We start from the raw sequence: 18,492 nt of genomic DNA, 5'->3' as shown, positions 1-18,492 counted from the left end.
AGTCGGGGTCCTTGGTCGGCTTATTTGCCTTGCGGCCGCAAATAAGCGAGCCAGCGGCGCTCGGCGCGGCGGAACAGCCACACCAGCGTGAACGAGATGGTCAGGTAGAGAAGGGCGGCGAGACCGAACGCGTTGAAGGACTCGTAGGTGGCCGAGTTCACGTCGCGCGCGATCTTCAGGATGTCCGGCACGGTGGCGGTGAACGCGACGGTGGTCGCATGCAGCATCAGGATCACTTCATTGCTGTAGTACGGCAGCGCGCGGCGCAGCGCCGACGGCAGGATCACGCGCCGGTACAGCGTGAACTGCGACATCCCGTAGGCGCGCGCGGCCTCGATCTCGCCATAGGGCGTCGCCTTGATGGCGCCGGCGAAGATTTCGGTGGTGTACGCGCAGGTATTCAGCGTGAACGCGAGCAGCGTGCAGTGCATGCCGTCGCGAAAGAACGCGTTGGTCAGCTCGTTGTTGCGGATGATCGCGAGGCTGTAGAGGCCCGTGTAACACAGCAGCAACTGCACGTAGAGCGGCGTGCCGCGGAACACGTACGTGTACAGCCAGACGAGCGCCGACAGCCATTTGCGCTTCGACACGCGCGCCACCGCGAGCGGCACGGACAGGCAGAAGCCGAGGCCGATCGATACGACGAGCAGCCAGAGCGTAATGACGACGCCGGTGTACTGATACCCGTCGGTGTAGAGGTAGTTGCGCCAGTAGTCGTGAATGATCCCGATCATAGGTCAGCCTTTCGCACGCCGGTCGAGTAGCGCTTTTCGAGGTAGATCAGCACGAAGTTCGATACCGTGGTGATCACGAGGTAGATCGCGCCCGCGAGCAGCGTGAAGAAGAAGAACCGCAGCGTGCCCTTGCCGGCGTCCTGCGACGCCTTCACGACATCGGCGAGACCGATGATCGACACGAGCGCGGTGGCCTTCACCATCACCTGCCAGTTGTTGCCGATGCCGGGCAGCGCGTGGCGCATCATCTGCGGAAACATGATGCGCGAGAACACCTGCCAGCCGGACATCCCGTAGGCGACGCCGGCTTCGAGCTGCCCGCGCGGCACCGCGAGGAACGCGCCGCGGAAGGTTTCGGTGAAGTACGCACCGTAGATGAAGCCGAGCACGATGACGCCGGCCACGAACGGATCGATGTCGATCTCGTTCCAGCCGAGCAGATCGGTGAGGTTGTTCAGCCAGATCTGGATGCTGTAGAACAGCAGCAGCATCAGCACAAGATCGGGTACGCCGCGGATCAGCGTCGTATAGACGGTGCCGATGCCGTGACTCACGCGGTTCCTCGACAGTTTGGCCGCCGCGCCGAGCAGGCCCAGCACGAAAGCGAGCACGAGCGACAGCACCGCCAGCTTGACGGTCTGCCAGGTGCCGTTGAGGATCAGCGGGCCATAGCCTTGCAGAAACATAGGGAAGTCCTCGACGATGCGGGCGGAGCGCACCGCGCAAGACGCCGCTGGCGCGCGGTGCGCAGCCCGGGCGGCTGCGCGGCGCGCGTCGCGCCGCAGTACCAGTCATGACTGCCATGTCGTGCGCCCGTGCCTGGCTGGTACTTAGCCGGTGCTGAGCGGTTGTGCACGACCGGCAGCGCGTTTTGCGCTTGCCTCGCGAAGCGCGGCGGCCGGTCGGGTCCGTCGCGCGAGGCAGCACAGGGGCCGGGTCGTTCAGGCGGCACGCGCGCTGCCCGGGCCCCGTCGCTGCCGAGGCGCGGCGCGGGGGCCGCGAGGTCGACGGGCGCCGCGGCGCTGGCTGGCGCCGGCCGTCATGACGCTGGGCGTCATGCACACGAACGTTTTCATGGTTCTCCTGATTCAGACTGATCGTCCCGATGCGACGGTCGATTCACGTGCCGGCTCGTGGCCAGCCGCGCTATTCTAGGCGGTCAAAATTCTCGTGCCGGATTCGCCGCGGCTGCGGGACCCGGCCAGGATGCGCGCACGGGCGGCGTGACCGGGGCCTGCCGCGAGGCTGGCCGAAAAGCGCGGTATTTTACCCGAACGGGCGGACGGTTGTAGCGCGGTCGACCCTGGGCATGCGGGGGCGTGCTTCGCTGATGAGGGCGGGGCGGGGCGGGGCGGGGCGGGGCGGGGCGCACGGGCGCCAGGGCGTGTCCGTGTGCGTCCGCGCACGACCGCGTGCGACCGCGCTTGACCGCGCACGGCCGCGCACAAGTGTGCCGGCCCTATGCAGGACGCGGGATCGTGGCGGGTGGCCAGCGCGGCGCCGGTTCGCGCGGAGACTGGGGGTGGCGTCGCACCGACGCGCGCGAAGGCGGGCGGTGAGCCGGGCTGCGGGACGTGGGAGCAGACGTGAGGGGAGGCGTGCGAGCAAACATGAGAGCAGACGCGTCGCCACGAAAAAGCGCCGCGAAAAAACGCCGCGGACTCGCAGCCCGCGGCGTTTTCCTGAGCCGTGCCGTGCCGGCGGCGCAGGCCGCCGGCACGGCGTGCGGCGTGCTTACTGCGCCGCCGGTGCCGACGCGGCGCCCTTTTGCTGGTGATGTTCCCAGCGCTCGCGCATCTTCTGATGGCGTGCTTCCATTTTCGCCCAGCGCTGCTTCAGCGCCGTGCTGACGGTGGTCTTCTGCTGGTCGTTCAGGCTGTTGTAGAAATTCAGCCATGCCGCCGTCGTCTGCTCGCGGCGCTGGTGGTTCTGGTCTTCGGCCTTCTGGTGCAGGTCGTGCATTGCGTTCAGGTCGAGGATCGGCTGCTGCATCATCGACTTCATCTGCTCGTGCATCTGCCGGTGCGCGGCGCGCGCGGCTTCGCGGTTTTGCTTCATCGTGTCGAGCGCGGCCTGCCACAGTTTCTGCTGATCCGCGTTCAGGTGCAGTTCGCCGTGCAGCTTGTTCAACTCCTGCATGAAGTGGCCGTGGTGCCAGCCGCCCGGGCCGCCGGGCTGCGCCGCGTAAGCCGTGGCCGCCCCGGTGCCGATGGCGAGGGAAGCGGCGGCGACTGCGAGAATGCGTGACAATTTCATGGACATGAAAGGCTCCTTGTAATGGAATACCCGGTGATGCAAACGCGGCGATCCTGGACGGGCTGCACCCGGTGACTGAAGAGTAAAGATCTCCCCGGCGCGCTGTGTTACGCGGCGCACAGCCCCTGTTACGCGGGATTACGGGCGCCTTTCGCCGTAACACGAAGTAACCCTTTGAGCCCTTTGCTGACCCGATTCCCTCATTGCTGCGCGTTAAACTTTGAACCATGGCTACTCAAATTCTTGTCGTCGACGACGACCTCGAACTCCGCGACCTGCTGCGCGACTATCTGGCGCGCCAAGGCATCGAAGTGTCGGTGCTGCACGACGCGAGCTCGCTCGAGCGCCGGCTCGAGCGCGAGCGTCCGGACCTGATCGTGCTCGACCTGATGATGCCCGGCGTCGACGGGCTGACCGCGCTGCGCAAGCTGCGCGCCTCGGGCGACGACATTCCGGTGATCATGCTCACCGCGCGCGCGGACGACGTCGACCGCATCGTCGGTCTCGAACTGGGCGCGGACGACTATCTCGGCAAGCCGTTCAACCCGCGCGAGCTGCTCGCGCGCGTGCAGGCGGTGCTGCGCCGGCGCCGCACGCTGCCGTCGGCGGCCGCGCCGGAGCAGCGCGAGCCGTTCACGTTCGGGCGCTTCACGCTCGATTTCCAGTCGCGCACGCTGCACCAGGAGGACAAGCCGCTCACGCTGTCGGGCAGCGAATTCGCGCTGCTCAAGATTTTTGTCAACCACCCGATGCGCACGCTCACGCGCGAGCGCCTGCTCGAACTGCTGCACGGTCCGGAATACGACGGCACCGACCGCGGCATCGACGTGCAGGTGTGGCGCCTGCGCCGCATCCTCGAAACCGACCCGTCGAATCCGCGTTTCATCCAGACCGTGCGCGGCCGCGGCTACGTGTTCGTGCCCGATGGCGAGCAACATGCGTCGGCCCATTGATACGCTGTTCGGGCGCCTTGCCCTGCTGGTCGTCGGCGTGCTGCTGCTGTCGCATTTCGCCGGCTATGTGATGTTTCGTCTCGAACGCAAGCAGTTCCAGAACCGCTACGCGGTAGAGGAAGCCATCTTCCTTGTCGATGCGGTGCGCCAGCACGTCGCCACCGCGCCGCTGCAGCCGCTGCCTTCGCGCGTGCGCCTCGTCGACCCGGCGAGCAACGGCGTGCCGTCCGTGCAACCGGATCCGCGCTCGCCGCTCGGGCACTTCGTTGACGACGTGCGCGAACGCCTGCCGGCCGGCTCGCAGGTGAAGCTCGGCGGACCCAGGCGCCCGCCGGAGCTGTGGGTGCGCGAGCCCGCGGACCGCAACTGGATCGTCGTGCCGGTGCAGCCGCTGCGGCCGCCGCGCTCGTTCGACCGGCTCGTGCTGTGGCTCACGATCATCTTCACGTTCGCGGTGATGGCGGCGCTGTTCGCCGCCTGGCAACTGCAGCAGCCGCTGCGCTCGCTTGCGCTCGCGGTCACGCGGTTCGGTCGCGGCCTGCCGGTGCCGCCCGTTCCCGAGCGCGGTCCGCGCGAGCTGCGCCAGCTCACGCACGGCTTTAACCAGATGGTCCAGGAAGTCGCGCGCACCGAGCAGGACCGCGCGGTGATGCTCGCCGGTGTCGCGCACGATCTGAAGACGCCGCTCGCCCGCCTGCGGTTGCGCGCGGAGATGATGGACGAGCCGAAGACGCGCGACGGCGTGGTGCGCGACGTCGACTCGATGACGCACATCGTCGAGCAGTTTCTGGTGTTTGCGCACGACGCCGCCGACCGTAGCGAGCCGCTCGAAGTGGACGCGCAGTGCGAGCGCGTGGTGCGCAGCTACCGCGCGGTCGCGGCCGGGGCGCCCACCGTGCAGACCGATCTGAAGGCCGGCCCGGGTTTTTTGCTGCCCGCGGCCACGCTGGACCGCATCCTGTCGAATCTGCTCGACAACGCCCATGCTTACGGCGCGCCGCCGATCGTCGTCTCGACCGCGCGCAAGCCCGACGGCTACACGCTGTGCGTGCAGGATCACGGCAAGGGGATCGCCGCGCAGGACCTCATCAATGCGAGCCGGCCGTTCGTGCGCCTCGACCCGGCGCGCGGCGGCAACGGACACAGCGGGCTGGGGCTCGCGATCGTCGAGCGGCTGGTGCGCCGCGCGGGGGGCAAGTGGGAGATCGGCAATCGCGGCGGCTCGGGCCTGAGCGTGCTGATGACGTTCCCGTTCGAATCGATGCCGCGTGTCGCGCCGGCTTCCGGGCGCGCCTGGTAGCGTTCGCGCCGGACTGCCTCAGGCGGAAAACAGCGTGTTGAGCGCGGCCGCGGCTTCGCTGTCCACCGTGTTCCAGGTGGCGCTTTCCGCCTCGAAAATATAGTGCGTGGTGTATTTGCCGAGGCGCGTCAGGATCTCTTCCTGAATCAGTTCGGGCGCGACATCGAGCTTCAGATACCAGGTGGTCGAGGACAGGCGCGTCTGAAAAGCGCCGTACTCGGCGAGCAACTGGTCAAACGCGTCGGCGTCCTGATCGCGGCACACGATCACCAGATTTCCCTTCATGCGAATCTCCCGATAGAGTAAGCGGCGCTACCCGCGGTCATGGTCGATGATACCTGCTTCACCGCGCCGCGTCGGTCGAGGGCGTCGCGCGCCGGCCGCGCGCACTCACCAGGTCGTCGCCGTGGTGCGGGCAGGGGGCACGGAGTCGTCCGGCGGAAGGACCTCGATCCGGTCCCGTCCGCCGCTTTTCGCTGCGTACAGCGCCAGGTCGGCACGGCTCATGATCCGCTCCGGCTGGTCGTAGCGCGACAGCCCGGTGATGCCGATGCTCACGCTCAGGCTGACCGCCGCCGGCAAGCGTTCGCCCGGTGTCGTCCGCAGCCGGCTGCGCAAACGCTCGACGACCTCGCGGCCCGCCTCGAGCGTCGTGTTCGGCAGCAGGATGCCGAACTCCTCGCCGCCGAGGCGGCCGATCGCGTCGTGCACGCGCAGTCCGTCCCGGCACGTTTCGACGAAATGCACGAGCGCCCGGTCGCCGGCCGGGTGGCCGAAGCGGTCGTTGATCTGCTTGAAATGGTCGAGGTCCGCGATCGCCACGCATAGCGGATTGCCGGCCGCCTGCGCATGCATGATTTCGCGGCGCAACTGGTCGAGGAAATACCGGCGCGACAGCGCACCCGTCAGCGCGTCATGGCGCGCCTCGGCCGATAGCCGCGCATTGGCGCCCTGCAACTGCTCGGCCAGGTCGCGGGTCGCCTGATGATGGCGCCGCTCGCGCGCGTACGAGGTCGTGACCACCCAGGCGAGCGCGGCGGTGCCGGCGAGCGTCAGAAACACCAGCAGGCGGTCGCGCCGATGATTGCGCTGCAGCTCCGGCCACGCGGCGAGCGGATCGAGCAGATGGGCAGTCAGCCCCGCGCCCGGGACGCTGCGCGATTCGTAGAGTGCGGGCCGCGGCCGTGCCGCCTCGCTTGCGTACAGTTGCCCGGCCAGCGCGGCGGGCATCCACGGCGCCTCCTCGCGCAGTTCCTGCATGCCGGTTTCGAGCGGCACGAGCGGAAAGCGGGTGCGGCGATAGATGCGCCGCTGTTCGGCGGCACTCATCCGCAGCACGCGGGCGCCGGGCAGCGCGCTGCCTTCGAGCGCGCTGTCGTAGGCCATGATGACCACGCCGTTCGCGTCGGTGACGAAGGTGCCCGCACGCGCCACCCAGTGGCGCAGACGCGCGATGCCGACCTTCGCGACGACCGCGCCGACGGTCGCACCGCTCTCCTGCACCGGCGCGGCGAGGTAGATGCCGGGTTCGCCGCTCACGTGGCCTACTTCGTAGACTTCGGCAACGACGTTGCCCAGCGCGCCCGTCAGGAACCGGCGGGCATGCATGTCGGTGCCCACGGTGCCGGGCAATTGCGGGAGGTCGGCCGCGACGCACAGGCCGTCGGCGTTGACGAGCCAGATCGCGTCGAGCCCGGAGCTGGCCTGGGCGTCGTGCAGGAAGCGGTCCGCGGCGGCAAGCGCCGGCTGTGCCAGCAGGCGCGCGCGCCGCCCGGCTGCGTCGCCGTCCGGGTCGCGCTGCGACGACGCGAGCGCGTCGCGGATCGAGGCGATCTGCGCGATGGTCGCGGGAATCGCGCGCGACATCGACACGTCGCTGCCGATCACCGCAGCCATGTTGTCGACGACCGACGACGAAATTTGCCGCTGCGTGCGGATGGCCGCGTCCAGCTCCTGCAGCACCATGCGGTCCGAGAGGAGGCCGGCGGCGAGCCAGCACGCGAGGGCGATCAGCGCGAGGCCGAGCGGGCCGGTTGCCTGCCGCAGCGATTTTATGTTCATCGACTCCCTGATCTGTCTTGTCTTTGCGAGCGGCAGCCTTGCGCTGCCGTGGCGACCGGGGTGTGCCGTGGCGAGGCGGTGCCGGACGGCCGCGAACCCGTGAAGCGCTCCGGGTAGGGCGGGCACTTCGCGCGGCGCGGTGCAAGGGCCGGCATAGGGCGATTTTAACCTTCGGGCGGCCCGATATCATCGGGGATTGCACAACCGGTGTGCGCGGCGCGGTTCGCGCGGGTGCACATGCGCCGGCGTCGAGCCGCCCGGCCGGCGTCCGCGGCGCGGTTCGGGCGATGGCGGACCGGGGACCGGCGCGTGAGCGGCAGCGCGGTCCGCGCGCCTATTTCCGCCAAAAGGTTGTGCCTGAAACGCAGGTTGGTGTAGTGTCGTGCCGTCCCGAGCCGGGAAGGCGCAGCGGGCCGCGGCGCTTGTGCCCGCGTCCTGGGCGCCCGACGCCCCCGATCACCGCCCACCGACGTTTCGCCATGTCCGATTGTCCCGTTCCGTCCCGCCGCCCCGATCGCCGCGCCGCATCGTGTACGCAGCCCGTTGAACCCGCTTACGTGAACCCGAAGGGTGCCTGATGGACTTCAGCTTCGACCTGAAACGCACCGCTCACGCGTCCGCGTGGCGTCTGTTGCCCAATGGCTGGGACTTCGTTGCGTTCCCGCTGATCATCTGCGTGATCGCGATGGCCGCGATCGGCTTTCACCAGACGCTCGCGCCGATGTCGACGCTGAAGGCCCAGGTGATCTCGCTCGACCCGTCGCATCTGCCCGAGTACGCGATGCGCACGACGCTGCGCATGCTCGCGGCGATCGTCGCCTCGCTGGTGTTCACGCTGGCGTACGGCACGCTCGCGGCGAAGAGCCGCCGCGCGGGGCTCGTGCTGGTGCCGATTCTGGACATCCTGCAGTCGGTGCCGGTGCTCGGCTACATCTCGTTCACGGTGACGTTCTTTCTCGCGCTGTTTCCGGGGCGCGTGCTCGGCGCGGAGCTTGCGGCGATCTTCGCGATCTTCACGAGCCAGGCGTGGAACATGACGTTCAGCTTCTACCAGTCGCTGCGCACGGTGCCGCGCGATCTGGACGAAGTCTCGCGCGGCTTTCACCTGACCGGCTGGCAGCGTTTCTGGAAGCTGGAGGTGCCGTTCTCGATGCCGGGCCTGATCTGGAACACGATGATGTCGATGTCGGGGGGCTGGTTCTTCGTGGTGGCGTCCGAGGCGATCACGGTCGGCAACAACACGATCACGCTGCCGGGGATCGGGGCGTATCTGGCGCAGGCGATTGCCGGGCGCAACCTGCACGCGGTCGGCTGGGTGATTCTCGCGATGACGGTGGTGATTCTCGCGTACGACCAGCTGCTGTTCCGTCCGCTCGTCGCGTGGGCCGACAAGTTCCGCATGGAGACGACGAGTTCGGGCAATGCGCCGGAGTCGTGGCTGCTCGACCTGATCCGCCGCACGCGGCTCATTCACCGGCTGCTGGTGCCGCTCGGCTGGGTGTTCGCCCGCGCGGCACGGGTGCCGATGCGGCTGCCGGCGCCGCGCGGCATCCGGTTCGAGCTGCCGGGGCGCGGCAAGGCGTCGCGCGTGGGCGATATCGTCTGGGGCGTGCTGGTGCTGCTGCTGACCGCCTATGTGGTGTACCGGGTGGAGGCCTACGTGCGCACCGGGGTGACGCTCGACGAGGTCGGCCACGTGTTCGTGCTCGGGTTCATCACGCTCGTGCGGGTGGTGGTGCTGATCGCGCTGTCCTCGCTGGTGTGGGTGCCGGTGGGGGTGCTGATCGGGCTGCGTCCGGCGCTGGCCGAGAAGATCCAGCCGCTTGCGCAGTTTCTGGCGGCGTTTCCGGCGAACCTGCTGTTTCCGGTGTTCGTGATCGTGATCGTGCGGTTTCACCTGAACCCGGACATCTGGCTGTCGCCGCTGATCGTGCTGGGCACGCAGTGGTACATCCTGTTTAACGTGATCGCGGGGGCGAGCGCCTATCCGAACGATTACCGGGAGGCGGCGACGAACTTCGGGATCCGCGGCTGGCAGTGGTGGCGCAAGGCGATGCTGCCGGGGATTTTTCCGTACTACGTGACGGGGGCGATCACCGCGTCGGGGGGCGCGTGGAACGCGAGCATCGTGGCGGAGTTCGTGCAGTGGGGCGACACGAAGGTGGAGGCGCATGGGCTCGGCGCGTATATCGCGCAGACGACGGCGGCGGGGGATTTTCCGAAGATCATCCTCGGCATTGCGGTGATGTCGCTGTTCGTGACGCTGTTCAACCGCCTGTTGTGGCGACCGATGTATGCCTATGCCGAATCCCGGCTGCGGCTCGACTGACCGGAAATGAGAGGCGAATCCGCGATGCAAAACCCTAAAGCTGCCGTAACCGCCGCACCGACGCAGGTGCCGCTGAATCCGCCGCGCCTCGGCGACGAGATTCTTAACGTCGCCGACGTGAGCCGCGGTTTCAACAAGAACCAGGGCGAACTGCTGGTGCTCGACGGCGTGAACCTGTCGCTGCGCGAGGGCGAGATCGTCGGGATGCTGGGCCGTTCGGGCTCGGGCAAATCGACGCTGCTGCGCATCATCGCCGGGCTGATCCGGCCGACCGGCGGCGACGTGACCTATCTCGGCAAGCCGCTGGACGGCCCGGCCAAGGGGGTCGCGATGGTGTTCCAGACCTTCGCGCTGTTTCCGTGGCTCACGGTGCTGCAAAACGTGGAGGCGGGACTGGAGGCGCAGGGCGTGGGCGCGCGCGAGCGGCGCGAGCGGGCGCTCGCGGCGATCGACCTGATCGGTCTGGACGGCTTTGAAAATGCCTATCCGCGCGAGCTGTCGGGCGGCATGCGCCAGCGCGTGGGGTTTGCGCGCGCGCTGGTGGTGGATCCGACGCTGCTGCTGATGGACGAGCCGTTCTCGGCGCTGGACGTGCTGACGGCCGAGACGCTGCGCACGGACCTGCTGGACCTGTGGACGCAGGGGCGCATGCCGATCAGGTCGGTGCTGATCGTGACGCACAACATCGAGGAAGCGGTGTTCATGTGCGACCGGATTCTGGTGCTGTCGTCGAATCCGGGGCGGGTGCTGGCGGAGATCAAGGTGCCGTTCGCGCATCCGCGCAACCGGCTGGATCCGGCGTTTCGCCGGCTGGTGGACGAGATCTACGCGAAGATGACGGCGCGCCGTCCCGACGAGACCGCGAAGAAGGGGCTCGAACTGGGCAGCTGGCTGCCGCACGTGTCGACCAACCTGATGGCGGGTCTGATCGAGATGCTCGCGGCCGCGCCGTACCACGGCCGCGCGGACATGCCGGAAATCGCGCGCTCGCTGCATCTGGAGGTGGACGACCTGTTTCCGGTGGCCGAAGTGCTGCAGCATCTGGGGTTCGCCGACGTGCGCGAGGGCGATATTTTCCTCACGCCGCCGGCGCGGGTGTTCGCGGAGTTCGGCACGCAGGAGCGCAAGATGATGTTCGCCGAGCATCTGCTGCGCCACGTGCCGCTCGCGGCGCGGATCAAGAAGGTGCTCAACGAGCGTCCGGGGCATCGCGCGCCGCGCGTGCGCTTCGAGCAGGAGCTCGAAGACTTCCTGTCGGACAGCGCGGCCGAGGAAACGCTCGACGCGGTGATCAACTGGGGCCGCTACGGCGAGATCTTCTCGTACAACGACCAGACCGAAATCTTCAGTCTCGAAGACGTCGAATCGTGACGTCTGCCTGAGGCTGCGGGCCGCGCGCAACCGGTTGATACACTGCGCGCCCGCAGCCCGCAGCCCGCAGCCCGCAGCCCGCAGCCCGCAGCCCGCAGCCCGCAGCCCGCAGCCCGCAGCCCGCAGCCCGCAGCCCGCAGCCCGCAGCCCGCAGCCCGCAACCCGCAACCCGCAACCCGCAGCCCGCAGCCCGCAACCCGCAACCCGCAACCCCCGTGCCGCTCACAGCAGCGGCAGCGTGCTCCGGATGTGCTCCGCGAACGCCGCGACCAGGTGGGTGGGCCGTGCCCGCTCGAACCGCAGCGTCATTCCCACCGTCGGCAACGGCGGCAGCGCGGGGTCGCCGTTCAGGATGTGCAGATCCGCGGCGACCGCCGTTTGCGTGACCACTGCAAACGCCTGCCCGGAGCGGACCAGCGCGGTCAGTCCGGCGAGGCTGCTGCTCGCATAGGCGACGCGGTACGCGCGGCCCGCCCGTTGCAGCGCGTCGCAGGCCGCCACGTGATCGAGCGTGTCCGGATCGGATAGCGCGAGCGGCAACGGATCGAAGTGCGCGGGATCGAGTCCCGGATAGCCGACCCAGACGAGCGGCTCGCGCCGGATCACGTCGTCATCCGGCGCGTCGTGCGGCAGCGAGATCAGCGCCAGGTCGAGCGCGTGGCGCGCCAGGTGTTCGACGAGGCGCGGTGTCGGACCGCAGACGACCTCCACCTGCGCGTGCGGGTGCGGACTCGCGAACTGGCGCAGCAGCGCTGGCAGGAACACCGCCGCATAGTCATCCGGGCAGCCGAAGCGGATCGTCCCGGACAAGCCCGTGCCGCTCAGGTCGGCCACCGCCTCGTCGTGCAGCCGCAGGATGCGCTGCGCGTGCATCAGCAGCCGCTCGCCCGGACGAGTCAGCGCGACCCCACGGCCGGTGCGCTGAAACAGCGGCTCCCCGACGATGTCTTCGAGGCGCTTCATCTGCTGGCTGAGCGCCGACTGCGTGCGGCCGATCCGGCTCGCCGCGCGGCTGAGCGCCCGCACCTCGGCGACGACGACAAACGAGCGCAGCAGATCGATATCGAGGGAACGGCTCAAGATATTAGCCTCGCTTCTATCTTCTATAAAAAGTATTCGATTTTATGAAAGCAGAGCGCCCCCTAGACTGCAAGCTGATCTGCAAGCCGATGTGACCATCCCGCGAGGAGAACGACGGTGTCCCACAACGACGATCCCACTTTCTGGCGCCATGCCCGTCAACACCTGATCCGCTACGGCGGCACCTTCGAGCCGCTCATCATCGAGCGCGCCGAGGGCAGCTTCGTCTACGACGCGGACGGACGCGCGATCCTCGATTTCACGTCGGGGCAGATGAGCGCGGTGCTCGGCCATAGCCACCCGGAGATCGTGTCGGTCGTGCGCGAATACATCGGCAAGCTCGACCACCTGTTCAGCGGGATGCTGTCGCGACCGGTGGTCGATCTCGCGACGCGGCTCGCCCAGGTCACGCCGCCCGGACTCGACCGCGCGCTGCTGCTCAGCACGGGCGCGGAATCGAACGAGGCTGCGATCCGGATGGCGAAGCTCGTCACCGGCAAATACGAAATCGTCGGCTTCGCGCAGTCCTGGCACGGGATGACCGGCGGCGCGGCGTCGGCCACCTACAGCGCGGGCCGCCAGGGCGTCGGCCCGGCCGCGGTCGGCTCGTTTGCGATTCCCGCGCCGTTTGCCTATCGGCCGCGTTTTCTGCGCGACGGCCAGTACGATTACCTCGCGGAACTCGACTACGGGTTCGATCTGATCGACCGCCAGTCGAGCGGCAATCTTGCTGCGTTCATCGCGGAACCGATCCTCAGTTCGGGCGGCATCATCGAACTGCCGGACGGGTACATGGCGGCGCTCAAGCGCAAATGCGAAGAGCGCGGCATGCTGCTGATCCTCGACGAAGCGCAGACCGGCATCGGGCGCACCGGCACGATGTTCGCGTGCCAGCGCGACGGCGTCACGCCGGACATCCTGACGTTGTCGAAGACGCTGGGCGCCGGGTTGCCGCTCGCGGCCGTCGTGACTTCCGCGCAGATCGAAGAGCGCGCGCACGAGCGCGGCTATCTGTTCTATACGACCCATGTGTCCGACCCGCTGCCCGCGGCGGTCGGTCTGCGGGTGCTGGACGTGGTCGAGCGCGAAGGGCTCGTCGCACGCGCGAACGCGATGGGCGAGCGGCTCAGGCGCGGGCTGCTGGACCTGATGGCGCGCTACGACTGCATCGGCGACGTGCGTGGACGCGGGCTGCTGCTCGGCGTGGAGATCGTCAAGGACCGCCGCACGAAGGATCCGGCCGACGGGCTCGGCGCGCGCATCACCCGCGAGTGCATGACGCTCGGACTCAGCATGAACATCGTGCAGTTGCCCGGCATGGGCGGGGTTTTCCGGATCGCGCCGCCGCTGACGGTGCGCGACGACGAGATCGACCTCGGTCTCGCGCTGCTCGGACAGGCGATCGAACGCGCGTTGTAATGCGCGCTGGCGGGTTGCGGTCCGCATGCGTCGCGTCCGCGCCCGACGTGCCTGGACGTGCCAGGACGCGCCCGACGCGCCCGACGCGCCCGACGCGCCCGACGCGCCCGACGCGCCCGACGCGCCCGACGCGCCCGACGGCGAGGGGGCGCGCCGCCTGCCATCCGCACTGCGCAATCGATGCAGGCGGGATACCATGAGCGGCCCCCTATCCTGCACAGGCCGTTGCCGCGATGAAGCCCCTTTTGCTGCTGCTTATCCCGCTGGCCGGTCATCACGTCGGCCAGATCGCCGCCTCGTTCGAGATTGTCGAAGCGGTGGGCGCGGATCGGCGCGCCGCCGTGCTCGCCTCGCACGGCGCGGCGATCCGCGCGGTGCTCACGAACGGCACCACCGGTCTGAGCGCCGCGGAGATCGACGGGATGCCGCTGCTCGAATTCGTGAGCGCACTCGGCGCGGGCTACGAGAACATCGATCGCGAGCGCGCACGCGCGCGCGGCATCACGGTGGTCAACGGCGCGGGCACGAATGCCGACTGCGTGGCGGATCACGCGTTCGGACTGCTGCTCGCGGCGGTCCGGCGGCTGCCGCAGTCGGACGTCGCGTGCCGCAACGGCGTGTGGCGCGATGCCTTGCCGCTGGTGCCGACGCTCGCGCGCAAGCGGCTCGGCATCGTCGGCTTCGGCCACATCGGCCAGCGGCTCGCCCATCGCGCAAGCGGCTTCGACATGGAAGTGGGTTATCACAGCCGCCATCCGCGTCCCGCGAGCGCGGCACGCTATTTCGACAGCGTGACGGCGCTGGCCGGCTGGAGCGATTTCCTCGTGATTGCGACGCCGGGCGGCGCCGCCACGCGTCATCTGATCGATCGCGCGGTGCTCGACGCACTTGGCCCGCGCGGCTACCTCGTCAATATCTCGCGGGGCAGTGTCGTGGATACGGCGGCCCTTGCTGCCGCGCTCCGGGACGGCCGCCTCGCGGGTGCGGGGCTCGACGTCTACGAGGGCGAACCCGAGCCGCCCGCCGCACTGCTGCCGTTGACCAACGTGGTATTGACGCCGCACGTGGGCGCGCATTCGCCCGAAGCGGTGGACGCGTCGGTTGCGCACTTCGTGCAGAACGCGGCGCGCCATTTCGCCGGCGAGCCGGTGCTGACGCCGGTGTGAGCCACGGGTTGTGCTTTGCTGGGTGTCTCGGCTGGAGCCGCGGGTTGTGCCTCGGTGTGAGGCCTCGGTCGGAGCCGCGGGTTTTGCCTTGGCGTGAGACCTCGGCCGGAGCCCGGCTTGTGCCTCGGCGTGAGACCTCGGCCGGAGCGCCGGCTTGTGCCTCGGTGTGAGACCTTGGCCGGAGCCCGGCCTGAGCCTCGGTGTGCTGAGCGCCGCGCGCGGCGCTCAGGCCGCCCGCGTCACTGCAGCGTGCCCCACCGATCGACCGCCGGTTCCGCCGATGCCCACTTCCAGCCGTGCTGCTGCAGGCAGGCGCTCGCCGTGTACCAGTCGGCGTGCGCAGCGGGCTTGTTGCTGTCGGCGACGGAGAACGCGAATTCCTTGCAGAGCGCGAGCGCCGACGAGAACGCGCGTAACACGCGAACCTCGCCGTGGCCGTTTTCGACCGGCAGCGTGTGCGCGACGCGCCACGGCGCGCTCGCGCCAACCGGCATGCTGCCGGCCAGCGCGGCGATGACGTCTTGCTGGTCGCCGTGCATCGAACGCATATAGCGCTTCATCGCTTCGTCAGTGGCGGCCTGCACGGCGATGCCGACGCCGATGCCCACAGCCGGGTTCGCGGTCACGAGCCCCGACGCGACGCCGGCGGCGGCGCCGCTTGCCGCGCCCACCGATGCACAGCCGCTCGTCAGCAGGCTCGCGCCGACGCACAGCGCGGCGCCGAGCCCGATGCGCAAACCCTCGCGCAGGCCGATGCGCCGTGCGGCGAGCGCGCCGCGCCCGAAGCGGAGGGCGCGGGCGGGCTGCTCGCGTCCCGGCGGGCTCGACGCGCAGCCTTCGGATGGCGTGCCGATGCGCGCGCTCATTGCAAGGCGCCCCAGCGCGCGGTCGCGGGCTCGGCCGATGCCCACTTCCAGGCCGCGCCGTCGCGGCACACCGAGGCGACGTAGAACGCGCTGCTTGCCGGCGCCTTGCGGGTCGCGTCGTGATCGACCGAGAAGACGATTTCCTTGCAGTCGAGCGCACCGCTGCTGATGACGCGGCTTACGGTGACGCGGCCATGTTCGTCGTCCTCGATCGGAACGGAATGCGTGACGCTCCACGGCGCGACCGCGCCGACCTGCAGCGGACCGGCGACGCGGGCGATGCTGTCCTGCGTATGGCGATGGGCGACGCGTTCGGTGTATTGCACGCCGGCCTGCGCGGCGGCAACGGCGCCCAGGCCGATGCCGGTGGCGACCGCGGCATTGCGCGTGACCTGGGCGGCCACCGCCGCGCCGGCGATACCGGCGCCCGCGGTGGCGCTTTCCGAGTAGAGCGAGCTGCATCCGCCGAGGTTGGCCGACACGGCGGCGGCGAGCGCGACGGTACAGACGAGGCGCGCGCAGCGTGCACGCTGCGCGGCGAATGGATGGTGTGGCATATCCCTGTTCGGACTCCTGCATGTGCCGCTTGCGCACGTCGTGCCGCGACGGGCAGCGCGAACGGCAATGGTTCTGCGATGCCGCAGCATTGTGCAGGATGCGTGGAGCGAAGGGGATAGGAAAAATGCAAGCAATTGCAAAAGTATCATGCGATACGCATGATGCGGGCGGGCGCCGCTCGTCAGCCCCGAGATCAGCCCTGACGTTAGCTCCCGACGTCAGCCCCGATGACGCCGCCGGGTATCGCGCGCGCTGGCGCTGACGCAGGCGTCGCTCCGGTCCGGCGGCGCGATCGCGAACCGCATGGCGATGCGCGCCCGCCCGTCCACCGTGCGGACGGCGTCAGGACCCGTCAGGACCCGTCAGGACGCGTCGTCGTCCGGCGTGTCGTCGTCGTTGTTGCCGTAGGCGCTCAGGCGGTTGTAGAGCGTTTTCAGGCTCACGCCCAGCGCTTTCGCGGCACGCCGCTTGTCGCCGCCGCAATGCTTCAGCGTGCCGAGGATGATCTGCTTCTGCGCGTCGGCGAGCGGCGTGCCGATCCATACGCTCAGCGCCTCGCCCTGCGTGACCGCCTTCTTCGTGCGCGACGCGAGATGCGGATGCGGCAGCTCGACCGTCTTCTCCGCCAGGATGAACGCGCGATAGATCGCGTTCTTCAGCTCGCGCACATTGCCGGGCCACGACCACATGCGCAGCGTGTCGAGCGAGCGCTTGCTGAAGACCTTGGCGGTGTTTTCCTGCGCGTTGAGCGACGCGAGGAAATACTGCGCGAGCAGTTCGCGGTCGCCCTCGCGCTCGCGCAACGGCGGCGCGCGCAGCGGAAACACCGCGAGCCGGTACATCAGGTCTTCGCGCAAGCCGTTTTCCTTGACCGCGAGCGCGGGGTCGCGGTTGGTGGCGGCGATCACGCGCACGTCGCTGCGAATCAGGTCGCTGCCGCCGACGCGGTAGAACGTGCCGGTTTCGAGCGCGCGCAGCAGCTTCACCTGGCGCACCGGCGCCATTTCGGTGACTTCGTCGAGAAACAGCGTGCCGCCGTTCGCGTGTTCGAAGTAGCCGACGCGGCCCTGCACCGCGCCCGTGAAGCTGCCTTTCTCGTGGCCGAAGAGCTCCGCTTCGATCAGCTCGTCGGGAATCGCGCCGCAGTTGACCGCGATGAACGGCGCGTCCTTGCGCGCGCTCTGCTCGTGAATCGTCCGCGCGATCAGCTCCTTGCCGGTGCCGGATTCGCCGACGACCAGCGCGGTCGCATCGGTCGACGCGACCCGCCCGATCTGTTCGTACAGTTCGAGCATCGCCGGCGACGAACCGTACAGCAGACCATAGGACGTAAGACCCGGCACGCTCTGCGGCGCGCGCGCCGGCGCAGGCGCCGACGGGGCGCCTGCGCCGGCGGCAACGGGTGGGTCCAGATCGGTTGACGTCATGACCAGGTGTCCTGTGCAAGTGTGTTCGTGAATGCCGCGCACACCGGCGCGTTGACTCATTCACTATCTCATAAAAATTGATTTAACCATCTGCTTGTTGCCGACCGCAATGCGCGGCGCGGCAGCGAGGCAGCACGACGATTCGTTCAACGACGGGCCGCGCCCGCGGTCTAACCTCATGATCCTGCGCGTCTGGCGCAGGTCGTGACACGTGACGCGCGGCAAAAGTGACCGGGCGACGGACGTGGGGCCTGCCGTTTTTACCCTGCGTGACGGACGCGGGCGTAATCTGGATGAAAGTACGCCCGATTGAAAGTACGCCCGATGAAAGCGCAGGCGACAGGCCGGTTTGCCGGCGCGGCGATTCGCTCGTCATCGATCCGCGCGTGCCTGTGGGCGCTCGCCATCGCGCCAGGCATGCCGTTTGCGCGCCGGCACGCGGGTAATGCGGCCCGGCCGCGCGCCGCACTGGGCTGTCGCGGGGGCCCTCAGCGGGAACGCCAGCGGAACGCCAGCGGAAACCCGAGCGGGATCTTGCTACGCCGCGCGGATGGCCGAGGCAAAGTCGGACAGTCGGGCCGCGCGGCGCGTTCCGTGCATGGGGCGGGCACGGGCACGGCGCACGCGGGTCGCGGGACACTCACCGAACAGGAGGACAAATCATGGCACAACCGAGAATCGGTATCTTTGGGGCGCTGGTCGCGGTCGGCGGCGTTCTGGCCTGGCGCTGGGCGCAGAAGCATCGCGTCGCGCAGGTCAACCTGAATCGCGACCTGAGCCGCTGGGAAGGCGAGGGCGGCGCGGTCGCCACGCAGCCGCAGGCCGCGCCGGCGGCTGCGTCGTCTGCGCCCCGCGCGGCAGGCGCGCGGCATCCGGGGGCGCCCAATGGCCACGGCGGCCACGGCGGCCACGGCGAACCCTGGCCGTTTCCGCACGGCTAGGCCCAGCCGGGGGCGCCGTACGCGGCGCATC

The 18,492-nt window shown here is 69.0% G+C and carries 16 protein-coding genes; 7 read left to right on the top strand and 9 right to left on the bottom strand.

From position 1 onward, the window contains the following. Positions 1-20 precede the first annotated feature (20 nt). The 3 genes from AC3AP7_RS11945 to AC3AP7_RS11935 all read right to left on the bottom strand — a co-directional run bounded on the left by AC3AP7_RS11945 (position 21) and on the right by AC3AP7_RS11935 (position 2,996). Positions 21-734 (bottom strand): ABC transporter permease, encoded by a 714-nt coding sequence (locus tag AC3AP7_RS11945; protein WP_475762765.1) that lies wholly within the window; start codon positions 732-734, stop codon positions 21-23. Next, positions 731-1,420 (bottom strand): ABC transporter permease, encoded by a 690-nt coding sequence (locus AC3AP7_RS11940; RefSeq protein WP_475762767.1) that lies wholly within the window; start codon positions 1,418-1,420, stop codon positions 731-733. Before AC3AP7_RS11940 ends, AC3AP7_RS11945 begins: the two co-directional genes overlap by 4 nt. A 1,048-nt stretch (positions 1,421-2,468) precedes the next feature. Next, entirely contained in the window at positions 2,469-2,996 is a 528-nt protein-coding gene (locus AC3AP7_RS11935) for a Spy/CpxP family protein refolding chaperone (RefSeq protein WP_475762769.1), read from the bottom strand. A 221-nt stretch (positions 2,997-3,217) separates the two neighbouring features. Here AC3AP7_RS11935 and AC3AP7_RS11930 point away from each other — a divergent pair, with 221 nt between their 5' ends. Together AC3AP7_RS11930 and AC3AP7_RS11925 are read left to right on the top strand one after the other, a co-directional pair. Continuing rightward, complete coding sequence (locus AC3AP7_RS11930; RefSeq protein WP_475762771.1) at positions 3,218-3,943, top strand: response regulator; 726 nt, start codon at positions 3,218-3,220, stop codon at positions 3,941-3,943. Beyond that, a complete protein-coding gene (locus AC3AP7_RS11925; protein ID WP_475762773.1) occupies positions 3,927-5,243 on the top strand; it encodes an ATP-binding protein in 1,317 nt (438 codons plus the stop codon). The genes AC3AP7_RS11930 and AC3AP7_RS11925 overlap by 17 nt, the downstream gene beginning before the upstream one ends. Positions 5,244-5,261: 18 nt before the next feature. Here AC3AP7_RS11925 and AC3AP7_RS11920 read toward each other — a convergent pair whose 3' ends face one another. Both AC3AP7_RS11920 and AC3AP7_RS11915 read right to left on the bottom strand, forming a co-directional pair. Beyond that, positions 5,262-5,528 (bottom strand): double-stranded DNA-specific endonuclease, encoded by a 267-nt coding sequence (locus AC3AP7_RS11920; RefSeq protein ID WP_475762775.1) that lies wholly within the window; start codon positions 5,526-5,528, stop codon positions 5,262-5,264. A gap of 105 nt (positions 5,529-5,633) precedes the next feature. Continuing rightward, positions 5,634-7,304 carry a sensor domain-containing diguanylate cyclase gene (locus AC3AP7_RS11915; protein ID WP_475762777.1) on the bottom strand — a complete coding sequence of 557 codons (1,671 nt, stop codon included), beginning with the start codon at positions 7,302-7,304 and terminating at the stop codon, positions 5,634-5,636. Positions 7,305-7,881: 577 nt separating this feature from the next. Here AC3AP7_RS11915 and AC3AP7_RS11910 point away from each other — a divergent pair. Both AC3AP7_RS11910 and AC3AP7_RS11905 read left to right on the top strand, forming a co-directional pair. Then, positions 7,882-9,633, top strand: coding sequence for an ABC transporter permease (locus AC3AP7_RS11910; protein ID WP_475762779.1), 1,752 nt, complete (start codon positions 7,882-7,884; stop codon positions 9,631-9,633). A 24-nt stretch (positions 9,634-9,657) separates the two neighbouring features. Continuing rightward, the gene (locus tag AC3AP7_RS11905) at positions 9,658-11,004 is read left to right on the top strand and encodes an ABC transporter ATP-binding protein (protein ID WP_475762781.1); all 1,347 of its coding nucleotides are present in this window, start codon (positions 9,658-9,660) and stop codon (positions 11,002-11,004) included. A gap of 222 nt (positions 11,005-11,226) precedes the next feature. Here AC3AP7_RS11905 and AC3AP7_RS11900 read toward each other — a convergent pair whose 3' ends face one another. Next, the gene (locus AC3AP7_RS11900) at positions 11,227-12,084 is read right to left on the bottom strand and encodes a LysR substrate-binding domain-containing protein (protein ID WP_475762783.1); all 858 of its coding nucleotides are present in this window, start codon (positions 12,082-12,084) and stop codon (positions 11,227-11,229) included. Positions 12,085-12,201: 117 nt separating this feature from the next. Between AC3AP7_RS11900 and AC3AP7_RS11895 the strand changes: the two genes are divergently transcribed. Together AC3AP7_RS11895 and AC3AP7_RS11890 are read left to right on the top strand one after the other, a co-directional pair. After that, positions 12,202-13,503, top strand: coding sequence for an aspartate aminotransferase family protein (locus AC3AP7_RS11895; protein ID WP_475762785.1), 1,302 nt, complete (start codon positions 12,202-12,204; stop codon positions 13,501-13,503). Positions 13,504-13,736: 233 nt separating this feature from the next. Beyond that, complete coding sequence (locus AC3AP7_RS11890; RefSeq protein WP_475762787.1) at positions 13,737-14,669, top strand: 2-hydroxyacid dehydrogenase; 933 nt, start codon at positions 13,737-13,739, stop codon at positions 14,667-14,669. A gap of 239 nt (positions 14,670-14,908) precedes the next feature. Here the strand turns inward: AC3AP7_RS11890 and AC3AP7_RS11885 are convergent, their stop codons facing one another. The 3 genes from AC3AP7_RS11885 to AC3AP7_RS11875 all read right to left on the bottom strand — a co-directional run bounded on the left by AC3AP7_RS11885 (position 14,909) and on the right by AC3AP7_RS11875 (position 17,520). Continuing rightward, positions 14,909-15,535, bottom strand: coding sequence for a hypothetical protein (locus AC3AP7_RS11885; RefSeq protein ID WP_475762789.1), 627 nt, complete (start codon positions 15,533-15,535; stop codon positions 14,909-14,911). Next, the gene (locus AC3AP7_RS11880; protein ID WP_475762791.1) at positions 15,532-16,092 is read right to left on the bottom strand and encodes a hypothetical protein; all 561 of its coding nucleotides are present in this window, start codon (positions 16,090-16,092) and stop codon (positions 15,532-15,534) included. The genes AC3AP7_RS11885 and AC3AP7_RS11880 overlap by 4 nt, the downstream gene beginning before the upstream one ends. 363 nt (positions 16,093-16,455) lie before the next feature. Further along, the gene (locus AC3AP7_RS11875) at positions 16,456-17,520 is read right to left on the bottom strand and encodes a sigma-54 interaction domain-containing protein (RefSeq protein ID WP_475762793.1); all 1,065 of its coding nucleotides are present in this window, start codon (positions 17,518-17,520) and stop codon (positions 16,456-16,458) included. A 662-nt stretch (positions 17,521-18,182) separates the two neighbouring features. On the opposite strand from AC3AP7_RS11875, the gene AC3AP7_RS11870 reads away from it, so the two are divergent. Next, entirely contained in the window at positions 18,183-18,461 is a 279-nt protein-coding gene (locus tag AC3AP7_RS11870) for a hypothetical protein (RefSeq protein ID WP_475762795.1), read from the top strand. The last annotated feature ends 31 nt before the right edge of the window (positions 18,462-18,492 follow it).

The organism is Paraburkholderia sp. PAMB 6770, assembly GCF_057748135.1.
Note: the sequence above shows the minus strand (reverse complement) of the source record. Positions and strands in the feature narration are given on the sequence as shown.